We start from the raw sequence: 14,847 nt of genomic DNA, 5'->3' as shown, positions 1-14,847 counted from the left end.
GCGTTAAATCTGGTATACTTCCCAAACCATGCCATCCAATACCAATTTGACAAGAGTGCCATCTTCAACCAAGGTATGTAGCACCTCATTTAATTCCGACTCCCCCAATTTAACTATTCCATATGCTTTATTGGTCAAAATAAATTCACGCATTTTCCATAAAGAAAACTTTATAGGATATTCATTGATTGGCATAAAATCAAATTCACATATAACACCATCTTTCTCTAAACGGCATCCCGCACCGTGAAACTGATATTTGAAGTCACCAATATGCCCCGAACGATTCCTGCTGCTCTTTTGTTCAAATTCTTCCATATTTGGAGAAAACTGATATTTGAAGTCATCAATAAAAGCAACATAATCATTTAATATCTTTCTGATAATTAGAATAATCATTTTATATCAAGATACAAAATAGATATGTAAATTAGCTAGTGAGCTATACATTAATAAAATAGGATTTTCTCGGTTCGTAAGTCATTTGCTCGATAAAGGTAACCTTACCCTGTTTAGGAAGGTTTCATGGAGCTTTAACAAGGTCTGCGCGATATCAATACCTTGCCGTATTGGTCTCTGCTTTTTATCGGATTAGATTGTATTTTCAGCGAAAAAATCACATCGTTCAAGCATAGAAAACGCTAAATTAGTACCGATATTTATAATTAATATCAGGAAGAATCGAGTTGCATTAATAATTAATATGAATAATCAAATAAAGTTTGATCAATTATCAGCAATAATGGATGTCTTGAAGTTGGCTGAAAAATTAAAATTTGAATTGCGACATAGTTGGTTGTCCAATGGGCGCCAGGAAAGTGTTGCCGAACATACATGGCGGATGTCTCTGATGGCTATATTAATTGAGCCACTTTTAGATGAGAAGGTTGATCTTGCTCGTTTGCTAAAGATGATCATTATTCATGATCTTGTGGAGGCAGAAGCTGGTGATGTATCTGTTTTAGATCAGATTCGCGATCCAGAAATCAAGAACATTAAACAACAAAATGAAGAAAAGGCTATCCTTAATATTAGAGATATGCTTGCAACCAGCAGTGACCTAGAGATATATGATCTTTTCTATGAATTTGAGAAGAAAAAGACCTTTGAAGCAAAAGTAGCCAATGCTATTGATAAATTGGAAGTGCAGCTACAGCATAACCACGCTGATATATCCACTTGGGAAGAAATTGAGTATGACTTGTCTTTTGTAATTGGTAAACATGTACAATTCGATCAGACCTTTATTCTATTAAAGGATCTTATAGAGAAACAGGCATCAGAAAAACTGAAAGAGGCTGGATTGAACGTCGAAGAAATTCGTAATCGTGCAATATCGACTTTTAGTTAAGAGAGTATCTAACATAAAAGAATAAGTATTATCACTTGTTAAAGCAACAATACTTAGACCGTATATATAAAATACAATTTTCGTTTTAGCAATATTTAGTCATCAGGGGCAATAAAATGATCAAAAGATGTCCCAAATTCACACTCTTCTCCCTGCGCTACGGCTTTTTAAGGAAGGATTTCTTGAGCAAAATCTTTTGTTCAAAAATATAGTCGCTTATCCGTCAGGACTTGTACAAATTGGATATCTTACTAAAAAAGTGGAATAACAATAATCAAGTTATGTAATACAAAAAAGGTCAATTTTTGTAATTGACCTAAATCCCCTGTTCTCTCAAGAAAGAATAATAGATGGATCAAAGAGATTAATATTTCTTACATTGGTAGCTATAAATGAAACCAAAGGAAGATACATATCTTAGCTACAAGATTTCTGCTCGCAAAGAGTTTGAAGCAGTATTCTCTCATTTCTATTATGCTGAAAACAAGTCTGAACATACCATAACCAAAACCCTTCTCCCTTCTTTTCAAACCATTATGGTTTTTAATTTTGGAACTCAGGCATTTTTGGTTTCCAAGCAAAAAACAAAAATTGAAGTTGACAAATGTATTGTTTTGGGCCCTATTAAATCAGCATTTGAATACAGCCTTCCCCCCGATTCCAATATCTTAGTTGCAAATTTCAAGGGTGATGCATTTTATCGCTTTTTTGGCAGAGCATTATTATCTAATCATTTACCTGTTCATCCCGATGAAGTAATGGAAGAAAATTGTTTTACCCATTTATGGTTTCAATTAAATAGTATTGATTCCACAGAAGAAAAGGTAGACCATATTCTTAACTTCTGCAAATCCTATCTCAATCAGCAAAATACCACTTCTCACCTCTTGGCTAACTTCAGATCGGATACTATGAACTCCATCAAATCCATTGCTGAAGAAACTAAACAGACCGAAAGAAACATCCAATTGATCCATAAAAGGCACTTTGGCTTCAGTGCAAAGGAGGTGAACCGATATCATCGTTTTTCTAAAGCCATTGAATTGATTCAGAAGACAGATCTTTCTAAGGAAAAAGTCAACTGGTTTGAAATTATTGACCAATGTGGTTATTATGATCAAAGCCAGCTTATTCACGACTTTAAACATTTCATTAATCTTTCGCCTAAGAATTACCTAAAATTCCAGCGGGATATTTGTCGGGCTGGTGAATAACCGGTTTCGTTTTCTTACAATTTTTCAGCTGTTCCCTATCTTACTTTTGTAGTGTTCAATCAATTAAAAGTAACAATATGAAACACCTTATTATTTACGCCCACCCCAATCAGGAAAGTCTGAATGCTCAATTTAAACAAGCTATTGAAAACGTTATAAAACAACAGAAGCATAAAGTAATTACCAGAGACCTGTACCACCTAGGATTTGATCCGGTATTATCTCTGGAAGATATAAACGGGCAACGAAAAGGCTACGTTAATGAACTTATCAGACGAGAACAGGAATATATTTCTTGGGCAGATACGGTCACCTTTATCTATCCGATTTGGTGGACCGGCATGCCAGCCATTATGAAAGGGTATATCGACAGAGTATTCAGCTATGGATTTGCCTACCGCTATGATCAGGGAATTCAAAAAGGATTATTAGCCGGAAAAGAGGCAATAATTCTCAATACACACGGAAAATCCAATGAAGAATATGCCTCTGTCGGTATGGATAAAGCATTAATACTGACTTCTGATAAAGGTATCTATACTTACTGTGGTTTTCAGGTCAAAGAGCACTTCTTTTTTGATAAAGCTGACCGGGCCAGTCCTGAAGTCGTTAAAATGTGGCTCGCAGCAATCAGGGATGTATATATGGGTATGAATTCTCAACTTTCTAATCATTAAAACTGATCTTATCAAAAAATTAATCATAAGCCTCGCTGTATTCGTTAGCATTGCTGTAATAGTAATAATCGGGTCATGGCTTGGGAGTAATGTACACTCAGCACAAAATATTAGAATAAAAGGCAGGATATTCACAACCCTGCCTTTTTTCCGCTTATATCCTGATCAAAATCCCTTGCCCTTTTGGACAAAGTTAATTTGGCCTTTTGAACAAAACAGGAAATATTAATCCTTCCTAATTTTGTATCAGTAATAGCTATCAAACGTATTCAAAATGGAAAAGAATAATTATCAGGGAGCGCAACAACAACCTATAGGTTCAGGCTTCAATGCAAGATCAACGGCCAAAGATGTGATTCAAAACATCGATCTTACTGGAAAAACAGCCATCGTAACGGGCGGCAATACCGGAATTGGGCTGGAAACTACGAGAGTACTCGCAGCAGCCGGAGCCACCGTAATTGTCGCTGCACGCGATGTCGACAAAGCAAAAAAGAATCTGGAAAGAATGGCCAATGTTGAAATAGCAGCAATGGATCTAATGTCACCCGCCTCTATTGATGCCTTCGCAAAAAATTTTACCGCTTCAGGAAGACCTTTACATTTACTTATTAACAATGCAGGTATTATGTGGGTTCCTTTGCGTAGAGATGAACGAGGTATAGAGTCACAGCTAGCCCCACTAATTATTTAGCGTTGTTCCAGCTCACCTCCAGATTATGGCCATCTCTTAAAAAAGCCAACGGAGCACGAGTAATTAATGTTTCCTCTCATGGTCATCATTTCGCACCTTTCAATTTTGATGATCCTAATTTCCTGTACAGTGAATATGAAACTTTACAGGGTTATGGACAATCCAAGACCGCTGTCAATCTTTTTTCAATGGAATTGGACGTGCGAGGACAATCTTCCCATATCAGAAGCTATGCGGTTCATCCCGGCTCTATCGGCGGAACAGAATTAGGCAGAGAAGCCCCGTTGGAGCTATTCCAAAAAATGGGTTTTGTGGATGCAAACGGCAACATGTTACCTGAAGTGGCCGCATCGCTAAAGACGATCCCACAGGGAGCTGCCACAACAGTATGGTGCGCCACAAGTCCTCTACTTGATCATATTGGCGGCGTTTATTGCGAAGACGGAGATATAGCGGTAGTCTCATCAGATATTACCGCGCAAAAAGGGGTACATCGCTATTCACTGGACGAAACCAATGCCAAAAGACTTTGGAAACTCACTGAAGAGATGACAGGTATCCGTTTCAATCCATAAATCCGGTTAAATCTACCCATTAAATGTTTTATTTAACGTATTGCGTCCGTCGTTTAAAATATAAAAAAATGAAAAATTTAAAAGATAAAGTAGCGTTAATAACAGGTGGTAATAGCGGTATTGGCTATGCCACAGCTAAAAAACTAAAAGAGAACGGCGCTGATATTATGCCCTTGTAAAAATAGCAGCCCTTGTACTGGCCTCAAAAAAAATACGCATTAATACCGTAAGTCCGGGACCGATAGCCACAGAAATCATGGAAAAAATCGGTTTAAATGACGAGCTGAAAAGCCATCTGATACAAAGCATCCCAAGGAGAAGAATGGAAAAGCAGAAGAAGTCGCAGATATGATTCACTATTTAACAAGTGAAAATGCAAGTTTTCTGACCGGAGCCAACTTTTTGGTGGATGGCGGACAACCTATCTAGAATTAATTTCAAGCATAAAAGAGGTGCAAGATAGCCATTGTGCCTCTTCTATTTTTAACAATGAACTTTTAAACAACGTAAATTATGTTATTTCTTATCTTTATCTTATTGATTTCTTTCATAAAAAAGCAAAAATCATGGAATACCAAGCCCGATACATAACCGAAGATATAAAGCTGTCCAGCTATAAAGACCAATTTTTCAAATCGGACATTATGTTTGACCAGCATATGTTGGTATGGTTTCTTTCCGGAGAAACCAAGATTGTACAGGCCGATGCTACCTATTTATTTGGAAAAGGGGATATTTTTCTGATTCCCAGAAACCAGTTGGCCACTATCATTAATTACCCCAAAGACGGTGAACCTCACAAAACGGTAGTTATGCATTTATCATTAGAAACATTAAAAAATTTTTATGCAGACAAGAATATAGATTCCGAACCGCAAAGTTCAGCAAGAATTTTTTGTTTTAATAACCATCCTCTTCTGGAAAGTTGTTTAGCATCGCTTATTCCTTATTTTGACATGAAAGATATCCCAGAGGATATTGCCGCGATTAAAATTACAGAAGCCATTTGCATCCTCAGAACAATGGATAAAAGGATCGATCATATACTTGCTAATTTTGAGGAGCCCGGAAAGATCAATCTTGCAGATTATATGGAGAAAAACTTTATGTTTAATCTCCCATTGGAAAAGTTTGCTTATCTCACCGGCAGAAGTCTCACAACGTTTAAGCGGGATTTCAAAAAAGCATTTACCATGACTCCACAACGATGGTTAACGCATAAACGTTTGGAACTTGCCTATTATCAGCTTACCGAAAAGAAAAAAAAACCACTGGAAGTTTGCTATGAGGTAGGATTTGAAAACCTTTCTCATTTTTCATCTGCGTTTAAGAAGCAGTTTGGGTTTGCACCAAGTCTGCTAAAAAGTAGACTCTGACATTAAAATAAAATTTCTGTAAACTCTTCGGCAAACTTTTCAAAGCTTGAAGCTCCAGCAAGAATTCCTTGTTTTTCTTTGAAATAATCTTTCAATAACCCACCATTCCTTAAAGTGATCCCCATGTCTAAGTTATAAGTATGTGCCATTTCTGGGGTCTTTCCCTGCTTGAGCAGATTTTCAGACAACACTTGATCTGGAAATTCAATCCATTTCAGATCAGGAAATTTTGTACCCCTTCCCAATATGTTGGTAATTTCATATCCTGTAATTTCGGCACTCACTGCGTAGGCACTGGATTTTCCACTGAAATTATTGTTATGTAAAGCTTCAAATATTACTTGCGCAATATCATGGGAATGAGAAAGAGCCAAAATAATTTTTCCACCAAAATTATTTCCAATAATATGCTGTTGTCGAATCATATCAGCTGCTCCATAAAAATTAGAATAAAACAATCCGGGGCGTAGATGTAATACATTTGTTCCTTGAATTGAATTAAACTCTTTTTCGTTTTGGAAGTTGACTCTAGCAGGCCCCGGTCCATCCACAAGATGTACATCAATGCCACTTAAGTTTACTACATAAGGAATATTGTTTTCAATAATGGCTCGAACATATCCTGATCCAACTTTTATGATTTCTCTAGCTGTCTTATAACTTGGCGGGATCATCGTATAGACTGCATCTGCATTTTTGAATGCCCAGCCAATAAACCTATCATCATCCAGTTTTCCCACAACCGCTGTGGCACCAAGTTTTTGGATTTGCTCTACACTTTCTTCTTGTGATGTAATAACGGAGACATTATGTCCTACTCCAACTAATTTTTCTGTTAGAATTTCACTTATGTTCCCTAGCGACCCAGTAACTGTAATCTTCATATTTTCAATAATTTAAATCTATTGTACAAATCTATATTAATACATACTTTTGTACAAGTACTAACCCCTTAGTAGGTATAAAATGACACCAATAAAGAAGACCTCCGTTATACAGGAAAATAAGGAAAATGCACATGTATTATGTCCAGTAACTTTTGTGATGGAAAAAATTGGCGGCTATTGGAAGCCGATCATTATGTTTAATCTTTTGTCTGGTACAAAGAGATACAGTGAGCTTAAAAGGTCGATTGATACCATTACAGAAAAAGTCCTGATCCAACAGTTGAAACAACTGGAGAACGATGGGTTGGTAATCAGGAAATCCAGACCAGTTGTCCCGCCCCATGTTACCTATGAATTATCAAAAGCTGGGAAAGATTTATATCCTGTACTTCGTGAAATGGCAGTCTGGGCTACACAGCATGGAGAATGTCATCAATCACAATTCAGCAAGCAAATGGAAGATTTACCTAAACGTAATTGAAGATAATATTAACATTTTCATTTAGAAAAAAACTTACTAAATTCGCAATGAAGACCTATCAACTTCGTTTTAATAAATGAAGAAAAACTCCTGCTATTCTCTTTTGGTTTTGGTAAAATTTGGAAAAATAGGGTACTTACAATAATGTCTTAAGTAAAATGAAAGATTATTAAAACTGAAATACTTCCCATAAATGAACCTATATGAATAATATGAAGAATACTCTTTTAGTATTGGATCTAGACGAGACATTGCTTTACGCTACAAAAGATAAGCTGATAAAGCAGGAAGACTTTGTTGCAGGGCCGTATTATGTATATATCCGTCCAAATTTAGACTATTTTTTATCAGAGATAGCTGAAGAATTTAAAATGGCCATTTGGAGCTCTGCCGATGATGCTTACGTGCAAGAACTTGTTGATAAAATCAAACCAGCCACTATTGATTTTGAGTTTATCTGGGGAAGATCCCGCACAACAAGAAAGCGGAAAATTGTAACAGATGAATACTATTACGTTAAAAGGCTGTCCAAAGTGAAACGAAAGGGCTTCTTATTGGAAAGAACGCTTATAATAGATGATACTGCTGACAAATCAATGTTGAACTATGGTAATGCAATCCAAATAACTGAATTCACAGGAAATGCTGACGATGATGAGTTACTCCTTTTGGCTTCTTATTTAAAGAAATTTAGAAATGTTGAAAATGTCCGACAAATGGACAAAAGATATTGGAGGAATCAAGATAAGTCTATTTAAATCATTTTTAGTATTTTTCTATTTAAATCTCTACTGTGCAAACAACCATACAAGAATATAGGGAGTTTTTAAAAGATCTCTTCAAGAAACTGAAGCTCAGAGCTCCTATTTTTTATAACTGTGAGTTTGAGCATGGATTTGATTTACAAGTTGCTGAAACCAATACAGAAAAGTACTTTTAGAAAGAAATTAGGCGTGTTAGACAATATTAGAATATGCTAAAAAAGGCTAAATAATAGTTATTATGTTTCCAACAGATCATGAATTTACAATGCTATATGCAATATACATTCTCCCATTTTGCTATATAATATATCGAATTTTAGGAGCTGACAAAGGAGAAAAAGTTCGACTGATATTCATAATGACTATTAGCCTTGTACTTAATATTTTTTTATATGTAGACCCTACTAATTTTCAAGGTGGAGCATCGTTAGGTGTGCTGTTTTACTCATTAATTATTTGTTTCTTAACCACCCTAGTAACGGTTGTCAATTGTGTTTTTTCAAATTGGAAAAAGAAAACTTAGCCATTATAGTCATGGAAAAAGAAAAACAAGATTACATCATAAACTATTACCTTCATTTGATGTCTCCAAAAGAAAAACTCGCTTATAAACATGCACATTCACTTTTAAAGATAGATCAAAATGTGGATATTGATAAAATAAAGAGAGTTTACTTTAAAGCCGGATGGCTTACCAAAGACGAAAATACACTAAGTTTATTGAATAATGGCCTAGAGAAATTTAATGAAGATACAGCAACCCGTATTATGCGTGATCATGCTGCTGAAGTTTTTTTTAATTACTGTCCCCATTGTGGGAAGCTAGCCAGAACTCCAACAGCAAAACAATGTCGTTTTTGCTATTACGACTGGCATTGAATTCACTAACTTAATCTATAATGAAAATCCACATCGTTAGCGACCTACATAGAGAATTTGGATACAACGATATCAATCTGAATTTAGCAGATATACTTGTATTGGCTGGAGATACTGATCTAGGTGTAAAAGGGATCAGCTGGCCCAAATCACTTTCATTGGATATACCAATCATTTATGTGCTAGGCAATATGAGTATTATACTTCTGTAAACTATAAAGTCGGCAACACCGAAATTATATGCAGTCCTTACGGCTATATCAGTGAACCGCACAATGGATTTAATAGTAGTCTTATCATTGACGTATAAAAAAACAATGAGAAAGCAACAAATAGAAATACTATTGCCGGGAAAAGTTAATCAATTTCCATATCCGATAAATACATCCACAACGAAAAAAAGACGTTGAAGCGATGACGGATTTTGAGGAACTTAGTCTGATGATCGAAGCTAGGCCATCAGACAAAAACTAGGGCTTTGTAGACGATAGCCGTAAGATATCAAAATATGGTAAAAAACTCTATCGGTAAAAGATGGCTCAGGAAATATTACACCTAATAAAAATATGGGAGAGTGTACACTGACAGACTATGGGGAAACTCTTCAAGAGTCCGATTTAATCTTCACGGTTCAAACTTGAAAGCGCAAATCTTTAAATAATAAAAAAAGAAGTGTCTGATCTAATTCAGACACTTCAAAATAGGTGGAGTAATCTCCTTAACCAAAATAGTCACAAACAAACTATTTAGTAAACGATATAAAGCGATATTGCGATTATTGCATTAAAAAGAAGCAAATAGCCCCCATTTGAGCACAGCCTATTTGGGGTCAGAAATATTACAGTTCAAATTCTGGTTCATTTGGATTACTCTGGAATTTACCGGCAGCGGTTACTCTGAAACTCCCAGCAGTCGCAAAAGTATCTTCCATAAACATAAAATGATAGATTTTCTCCCCCTTAACCTTTGCAAGGATAGAAAAAGGAGATGTAATCTGCTTATTTAATGTTCGCGATGTATAGGTAAAAGTTCCAAAAACTGCAACTTTTTCATCCTCTGAAAATATATCCTGAACTTCAAATGCCTGAATTGTCCAAAATTCATTAACTCCTGCAAATGTGTCTATAAAGGCTTGAGCTCCTTTATGAGTTCCAGTCCACGGCAATATTCGCTGTAATTCTGCATTCTCAAAATTTAATGAAATGTAAGTGGCATCAGGATTAATAATGGGCCTCATTACCTCTGGATTGGTTGTATTGGCCAAAAACAGCTCAATAACTTCTTTCGGTGTTTTCATCTTTTTAAATATTTAAACATTGACAGTAAAAAAGCTACCCCGAGATTATAATTGAACAACCTATCAAGAAAATTAATAGATTAAACAGTTTTTTACGGAACAGATGTACAATTTTCACCTCACAAAGTTCAATCAAAAGGATGCTTTTCAACAATAATCTAGTTTAAGAAATTTAATTAATGTATATCAAGGAAAATATATGGACCACTCGGTGAGATACGCTATATAAATTATTCCTTTTTTCTCATTGTCATAAAAATAAATAGCAAATTGTCGAGATCTTTAGTAGATTTTGCATAGCTAGCCATGTGAATCAATTCATTCCACCCCTAGCCGCTTTTATTCTCAATTATACTTTGAATAGAATAGTTTCTGTTAAAGTTATAAATGGTCCAGTTGACATTATGATTAAATAGCTCACTTTTCAAATGCTCTATTTTACAACTTTTACTTTTAGCAGTTCTATCTTCAAATACCTTGATAAAACTTTAGTTCAACTGGGCATAATAGGTTTCTTGAACATGGCTATTGAAGGCGCAATGTTTGATTGGAGCGGGGTTTACTTTCAAGATATTGTAAAGGCACCTAAACAATTAATTATTCTGGGTTATACCTCCTTTATTTTAATGATGGCTACCGGAAGGTTCTTAGGAGATTATCTCATTGTTAGATTTGGTAGAAAAAAAGTTATACAAACGTCTGGTATCTCCATGGCATCGGGTTTACTCCTATCTGTATTATCATCAAATTTAATTGTATGTACCCTAGCATTTATGATGGTTGGACTCGGCGGTTCATGCAGTGTTCCTACGGTATATGGTGTAACAGGAAAACACAATAAGGTTAATGCAAGTATATCTCTTACACTAGTATCAACTATAGCCTTTTTAGGTTTTTAATCGGACCACCTGCGATTGGATTTATTTCGTTTTTTTTTGACCTCAGGTATTCTTTTATGCTATTTTCAATTTTCGGAATCATTATGGTTGTTATAGCTAGTCGTTCCAGTATATTAGAAGACAGGTAAGTAGCCTCATTATCCAAACTCAAAAATCTCAACGAACGACATGTCTCATCTGAAAATTTGGACGAAGAATATCTTCAGCCCTATTTTGGACTCTTCGAGCTAAACTTAAATGCCAACCTAAAAACTCTTTTTACATATTCGATGCAAAAGGATACTTTTAGAGCGATAAAAATAACGGCAAATGACTAACAATATTGAACAATTCTTTAATGCAGATTTGACCGAACGAATACATTGTGTTTACACAGAGAAAATTCCAAAAGACATGATAGCATCAGAGGTAAACGAAAATGGCTGGTACGAATGGAATATTACAACTTACCTAAAGGAAAAGAAGAATTAGAATTAATAAGATTTAACGGTTATGCCATAATAAAACACAAAAATAATCAATACCATCGGCAGAGGAACTGCTGTGTCATGCGGGTTAAAGTAGAATCGTTTGACCCCAATACTCGAGATCTCCAATATAGGTCATCACGTAGAAATTTGATGAAAGCCATCAAATATTACTGACTGGTTAGAGAGACAATTCTACTTTTTTAGTATCTTAACGGTAAACTACCGACCAATGCCAAAAAAAATAATAAGAAATCTACGGATAGGTGTAATGCTTTCTTTAATACTGCTGATTGCTGGTTCTATAGCATCTTATATTAGCATACATAACCAGATGGAAAGCAGGAAAAGTCTTTTAAAAACGAAGGAGTCTATCAGTTTAATAAAAGATATTTTAAACACGCTGTTAAATGCCGAAACGGGCAATCGGGGATATCAGCTTACCGGCCGTAAAGATTTTCTTGAACCCTTCAATAAAAGCAGGAATGAATATCCGCTGCTTGTTGCTAACAAAGATAGGTTTAATCTTGACGATAAACTCCAGGTTAATATCCTTCGTGAACTGTTACATACCTCAGACATGTTGATGAAAGAATATGTCTTGTTGATTTATAATCGTACAAAGGGAATATTAATGACCCCAGAAGAACTTGTTCAAAACAAGATGGCCATGGATAAATGTCGAATGCTCGTTCAGGAATTTGTAAAACACGAGGAAGTTCAGCTTGCCCTAAAAAATGAAGATCTGAATAACTCCACTAAACGGACTGTTCTATTCATCATCTTTTCTGCAGTTGCGGCCATTGGTGTCACCATTTTCGTCTATATTCAACTAAAATCGGACATTATGCGCCGGGATAGGTTGGAAAAAGATCTGTTTTACACGAAGGAAATGCTTGAGGAAACAAGCGCGGTTGCCCAAGTGGGAGGCTGGGAAGTCAATATGAAGACCGGAAAGCTCATCTGGTCTCAAAGTGTGCGAGAAATTCATAAAACTAACATTAATTTCCAACCAACTTATGAAAATGCCCTTGGATTTTACGAAGGAAAAAACAGAGCGAGAATAGAATTTCTATTTAAAAGAGCAGTAGAACAAGGAATTCCATTCGATGAGGAGCTGCAACTTCTGCGTAACGACGGCGTCACCATCTGGGTAAGAGTAAAAGGGATTCCCGAATTTGAAAATGAAGTTTGTCACAGGGTTTTTGGAATTATCCAGAACATTGATGCCTTCAAAAAAATGTTTCTGGAAGTTGCTCAGAAAGAAGCTATGATGCAGTCCTGTGCTACAGATGTTCCTATTCCTTTGGCGATGTTTGACAGAGCCCTTAACTACGTTGCTGTAAGCAGCAGGTGGCGAGATGAATTTAGTATGAAAAATGTCGACCTTATCGGCAATAACCTGTTTACAATATCGCCTAATATTCCCGAAGAAAGAAAAAAGATATACAGGAATGCGCTTTTGGGAGAAACGTACATCGATGGGGATTTTGCACTAAAGGTGGAAGGAAAAGAAGAAATTCAACATTACGATCTTAAAGTCGGACCTTGGTATCTTACAAAAGATGAGATTGGAGGTATAATTATTTCCATACAGAATATCACAAATGCCGTAAAAATAAACGAGGAACTGAAAAATGCGAAGCAAATTGCAGATATAGCCAGCAGGGCAAAATCCGAATTTCTGGCTAATATGAGTCATGAAATTCGCACTCCCTTGAATGGTGTTATTGGTTTTTCAGACCTACTCCTCCGGACACCGCTGAATGAAACACAGACACAATATCTGAATTACATTAATGAATCAGGGGAAAACCTACTTAGCATCATCAATGATATACTGGATTTTTCTAAAATAGAATCTGGAAAAATGGAACTTTTGATTGAAAAAAGTGATGTATATGATATGTTAAGCCAAGTCATCAATGTTATTCTTTATCAATCTCAGAAAAAAAACATCGAACTTCTTCTCAACGTTGAGCCGAGCCTTCCAAAAATACTTTTCATTGATGAAATCAGGTTAAAACAGATCTTGATCAATCTGTTAGGAAATGCCGTGAAATTCACAGAAAAGGGCGAGATCGAACTAAAAGTAGAGAAGTTACGCATGGATGATCATACGATTGCCTTACGATTCTCGGTAAGAGATACCGGAATCGGCATCCCTGTTGAGAAACAGAAATATATTTTTGATGCCTTTACCCAAGAAAACAGTTCAATCAGTAAACGATTTGGCGGCACCGGACTGGGACTAACCATCTCCAACAATATCTTGGGATATATGCGAAGTCATTTGTCACTGACCAGCGAAGTGGGCAGCGGTTCTGTATTTTTCTTCGACCTTGAGGTTCCTTACGAAATGTCTGAATGGAAAGAAGAGGATGAAACGACTATTAAATCAGCCTTAGTGGTGGATGATAATGAAAGCAACAGGATTATCCTTGAACACATGCTTAGCTATAAAAATATCAAATCCACATTGGCTTCTAATGGAATGGAAGCCTTGGATATCATGTTGAAAGGTGAGCGGTTCGATGTGATTTTGATGGACTATCATATGCCTATTATGTCCGGATTGGAAACAATAGATAAAATAAAAGGCTTGTTAAATCAGCGAAAAGAGGTTGCTCCATTTATAGTACTTTCTTCCTCTTCGGAAGAGCTGGATATACTTACTTCAGTTAGGAAAATAGAAAATACGCATTTGCTGTTGAAGCCTATAAAATCACATGATCTATACAAAACCCTTAAAAAGGTAGACCGAAGCACAGCAATAGAAATAGTTCAGGATCAGCCTAAGAAAGAATCGCATGCATTTGAGCGAGAATTAGATGTACTTTTGGTTGATGATAACCCAGTGAATATGGTCCTGAACAATAAGTTAATGAAGTCTCTTGCTCCCAATATACTTCTAACGGAAGCGGCAAATGGTTTACAGGCTTTGGAAGAATGCAGGAAAAAGCAGTTTTCCCTTATTATCATGGATGTACAAATGCCGATCATGAGTGGTATCGAGGCAACACAACATATTAGAATGTTGCCAGAATATCAACATATACCTATCATAGGCGTTACAGCTGGAAATGTACTGGGGGAAAAAGAAAAATGCCTTGAATCCGGAATGAATGACTTTCTTCCCAAACCGATACGGCGGGTAGAACTTCTTGAAGTACTCAAAAAATATATTAGCGTTTAGTAGTTATGGTTGAATTTCATTTGGGAAGGCCAGACTAGACAATTCGGCCTTCAGTAATTTCTAGCAAAATACCTCATCTGATTTATCCAT

17 protein-coding genes and 1 pseudogene are annotated in these 14,847 nt (G+C 36.0%); 15 read left to right on the top strand and 3 right to left on the bottom strand.

Going from position 1 to position 14,847, the window contains the following annotated elements; translation table 11 throughout:
- Nucleotides 1-3: 3 nt before the first annotated feature.
- A complete protein-coding gene (locus OK025_RS20375) occupies nucleotides 4-399 on the bottom strand; it encodes a DUF6896 domain-containing protein (RefSeq protein ID WP_317666565.1) in 396 nt (131 codons plus the stop codon).
- 304 nt (nucleotides 400-703) lie between these two features.
- Here OK025_RS20375 and OK025_RS20370 point away from each other — a divergent pair, with 304 nt between their 5' ends.
- From OK025_RS20370 to OK025_RS20340, 8 genes and pseudogenes are all read left to right on the top strand, one after another.
- Nucleotides 704-1,351, top strand: coding sequence for an HD domain-containing protein (locus OK025_RS20370; RefSeq protein WP_317666564.1), 648 nt, complete (start codon nucleotides 704-706; stop codon nucleotides 1,349-1,351).
- A gap of 392 nt (nucleotides 1,352-1,743) precedes the next feature.
- Nucleotides 1,744-2,565, top strand: coding sequence for a helix-turn-helix domain-containing protein (locus OK025_RS20365; RefSeq protein ID WP_317666563.1), 822 nt, complete (start codon nucleotides 1,744-1,746; stop codon nucleotides 2,563-2,565).
- Between the two features lie 77 nt (nucleotides 2,566-2,642).
- A complete protein-coding gene (locus OK025_RS20360; RefSeq protein WP_317666562.1) occupies nucleotides 2,643-3,242 on the top strand; it encodes an NAD(P)H-dependent oxidoreductase in 600 nt (199 codons plus the stop codon).
- Between the two features lie 274 nt (nucleotides 3,243-3,516).
- Nucleotides 3,517-3,936 carry an SDR family NAD(P)-dependent oxidoreductase gene (locus OK025_RS20355; RefSeq protein WP_317666561.1) on the top strand — a complete coding sequence of 140 codons (420 nt, stop codon included), beginning with the start codon at nucleotides 3,517-3,519 and terminating at the stop codon, nucleotides 3,934-3,936.
- 2 nt (nucleotides 3,937-3,938) lie between these two features.
- On the top strand, nucleotides 3,939-4,511 hold the full coding sequence (locus tag OK025_RS20350) for a hypothetical protein (RefSeq protein WP_317666560.1): 573 nt from the start codon (nucleotides 3,939-3,941) through the stop codon (nucleotides 4,509-4,511).
- A gap of 68 nt (nucleotides 4,512-4,579) precedes the next feature.
- Nucleotides 4,580-4,690, top strand: coding sequence for an SDR family oxidoreductase (locus OK025_RS20345; protein WP_317666559.1), 111 nt, complete (start codon nucleotides 4,580-4,582; stop codon nucleotides 4,688-4,690).
- 2 nt (nucleotides 4,691-4,692) lie between these two features.
- Nucleotides 4,693-4,940 (top strand): annotated as a pseudogene (locus OK025_RS26845) (SDR family oxidoreductase).
- Between the two features lie 137 nt (nucleotides 4,941-5,077).
- Nucleotides 5,078-5,887: an AraC family transcriptional regulator gene (locus tag OK025_RS20340; protein WP_317666558.1), complete on the top strand. Its 810-nt coding sequence runs from the start codon at nucleotides 5,078-5,080 to the stop codon at nucleotides 5,885-5,887.
- A 2-nt stretch (nucleotides 5,888-5,889) separates the two neighbouring features.
- Here the strand turns inward: OK025_RS20340 and OK025_RS20335 are convergent, their stop codons facing one another.
- On the bottom strand, nucleotides 5,890-6,771 hold the full coding sequence (locus OK025_RS20335; RefSeq protein ID WP_317666557.1) for an NmrA family NAD(P)-binding protein: 882 nt from the start codon (nucleotides 6,769-6,771) through the stop codon (nucleotides 5,890-5,892).
- 82 nt (nucleotides 6,772-6,853) lie between these two features.
- On the opposite strand from OK025_RS20335, the gene OK025_RS20330 reads away from it, so the two are divergent.
- The 4 genes from OK025_RS20330 (at nucleotide 6,854) to OK025_RS20315 (ending at nucleotide 9,110) form a co-directional block, all read left to right on the top strand.
- Complete coding sequence (locus tag OK025_RS20330) at nucleotides 6,854-7,255, top strand: helix-turn-helix domain-containing protein (RefSeq protein WP_317666556.1); 402 nt, start codon at nucleotides 6,854-6,856, stop codon at nucleotides 7,253-7,255.
- A gap of 203 nt (nucleotides 7,256-7,458) precedes the next feature.
- Nucleotides 7,459-8,013 carry an HAD family hydrolase gene (locus OK025_RS20325; RefSeq protein WP_317666555.1) on the top strand — a complete coding sequence of 185 codons (555 nt, stop codon included), beginning with the start codon at nucleotides 7,459-7,461 and terminating at the stop codon, nucleotides 8,011-8,013.
- Between the two features lie 540 nt (nucleotides 8,014-8,553).
- Complete coding sequence (locus OK025_RS20320) at nucleotides 8,554-8,898, top strand: hypothetical protein (RefSeq protein WP_317666554.1); 345 nt, start codon at nucleotides 8,554-8,556, stop codon at nucleotides 8,896-8,898.
- A 20-nt stretch (nucleotides 8,899-8,918) separates the two neighbouring features.
- Nucleotides 8,919-9,110, top strand: a complete 192-nt coding sequence (locus OK025_RS20315) for a hypothetical protein (protein WP_317666553.1) — start codon at nucleotides 8,919-8,921, stop codon at nucleotides 9,108-9,110.
- A 626-nt stretch (nucleotides 9,111-9,736) separates the two neighbouring features.
- Here the strand turns inward: OK025_RS20315 and OK025_RS20310 are convergent.
- A complete protein-coding gene (locus OK025_RS20310) occupies nucleotides 9,737-10,195 on the bottom strand; it encodes a nuclear transport factor 2 family protein (RefSeq protein ID WP_317666552.1) in 459 nt (152 codons plus the stop codon).
- A 521-nt stretch (nucleotides 10,196-10,716) separates the two neighbouring features.
- Here OK025_RS20310 and OK025_RS20305 point away from each other — a divergent pair.
- The 3 genes from OK025_RS20305 to OK025_RS20295 all read left to right on the top strand — a co-directional run bounded on the left by OK025_RS20305 (nucleotide 10,717) and on the right by OK025_RS20295 (nucleotide 14,757).
- A complete protein-coding gene (locus OK025_RS20305; RefSeq protein ID WP_317666551.1) occupies nucleotides 10,717-11,094 on the top strand; it encodes a hypothetical protein in 378 nt (125 codons plus the stop codon).
- A 309-nt stretch (nucleotides 11,095-11,403) separates the two neighbouring features.
- The gene (locus OK025_RS20300) at nucleotides 11,404-11,565 is read left to right on the top strand and encodes a hypothetical protein (protein WP_317666550.1); all 162 of its coding nucleotides are present in this window, start codon (nucleotides 11,404-11,406) and stop codon (nucleotides 11,563-11,565) included.
- Nucleotides 11,566-11,895: 330 nt separating this feature from the next.
- Nucleotides 11,896-14,757 (top strand): response regulator, encoded by a 2,862-nt coding sequence (locus OK025_RS20295; protein ID WP_317666549.1) that lies wholly within the window; start codon nucleotides 11,896-11,898, stop codon nucleotides 14,755-14,757.
- The last annotated feature ends 90 nt before the right edge of the window (nucleotides 14,758-14,847 follow it).

Origin of the sequence: Sphingobacterium sp. UGAL515B_05, from assembly GCF_033097525.1 — a bacterium.
Taxonomy (GTDB): domain Bacteria; phylum Bacteroidota; class Bacteroidia; order Sphingobacteriales; family Sphingobacteriaceae; genus Sphingobacterium.
Note: the sequence above shows the minus strand (reverse complement) of the source record. Positions and strands in the feature narration are given on the sequence as shown.

Excerpts from the sequence above, each read along its gene's own strand:
- OK025_RS20370 (WP_317666564.1), top strand. The coding sequence starts at position 704 with ATGAATAATCAAATAAAGTTTGATCAATTATCAGCAATAATGGATGTC.
- OK025_RS20355 (WP_317666561.1), top strand. The coding sequence starts at position 3,517 with ATGGAAAAGAATAATTATCAGGGAGCGCAACAACAACCTATAGGTTCA.
- OK025_RS20375 (WP_317666565.1), bottom strand. The coding sequence starts at position 399 with ATGATTATTCTAATTATCAGAAAGATATTAAATGATTATGTTGCTTTT.
- OK025_RS20360 (WP_317666562.1), top strand. The coding sequence starts at position 2,643 with ATGAAACACCTTATTATTTACGCCCACCCCAATCAGGAAAGTCTGAAT.
- OK025_RS20335 (WP_317666557.1), bottom strand. The coding sequence starts at position 6,771 with ATGAAGATTACAGTTACTGGGTCGCTAGGGAACATAAGTGAAATTCTA.
- OK025_RS20300 (WP_317666550.1), top strand. The coding sequence starts at position 11,404 with ATGACTAACAATATTGAACAATTCTTTAATGCAGATTTGACCGAACGA.
- OK025_RS20330 (WP_317666556.1), top strand. The coding sequence starts at position 6,854 with ATGACACCAATAAAGAAGACCTCCGTTATACAGGAAAATAAGGAAAAT.
- OK025_RS20340 (WP_317666558.1), top strand. The coding sequence starts at position 5,078 with ATGGAATACCAAGCCCGATACATAACCGAAGATATAAAGCTGTCCAGC.
- OK025_RS20365 (WP_317666563.1), top strand. The coding sequence starts at position 1,744 with ATGAAACCAAAGGAAGATACATATCTTAGCTACAAGATTTCTGCTCGC.
- OK025_RS20325 (WP_317666555.1), top strand. The coding sequence starts at position 7,459 with ATGAATAATATGAAGAATACTCTTTTAGTATTGGATCTAGACGAGACA.
- OK025_RS20345 (WP_317666559.1), top strand. The coding sequence starts at position 4,580 with ATGAAAAATTTAAAAGATAAAGTAGCGTTAATAACAGGTGGTAATAGC.
- OK025_RS20295 (WP_317666549.1), top strand. The coding sequence starts at position 11,896 with ATGGAAAGCAGGAAAAGTCTTTTAAAAACGAAGGAGTCTATCAGTTTA.
- OK025_RS20320 (WP_317666554.1), top strand. The coding sequence starts at position 8,554 with ATGGAAAAAGAAAAACAAGATTACATCATAAACTATTACCTTCATTTG.
- OK025_RS20310 (WP_317666552.1), bottom strand. The coding sequence starts at position 10,195 with ATGAAAACACCGAAAGAAGTTATTGAGCTGTTTTTGGCCAATACAACC.
- OK025_RS20305 (WP_317666551.1), top strand. The coding sequence starts at position 10,717 with ATGGCTATTGAAGGCGCAATGTTTGATTGGAGCGGGGTTTACTTTCAA.
- OK025_RS20315 (WP_317666553.1), top strand. The coding sequence starts at position 8,919 with ATGAAAATCCACATCGTTAGCGACCTACATAGAGAATTTGGATACAAC.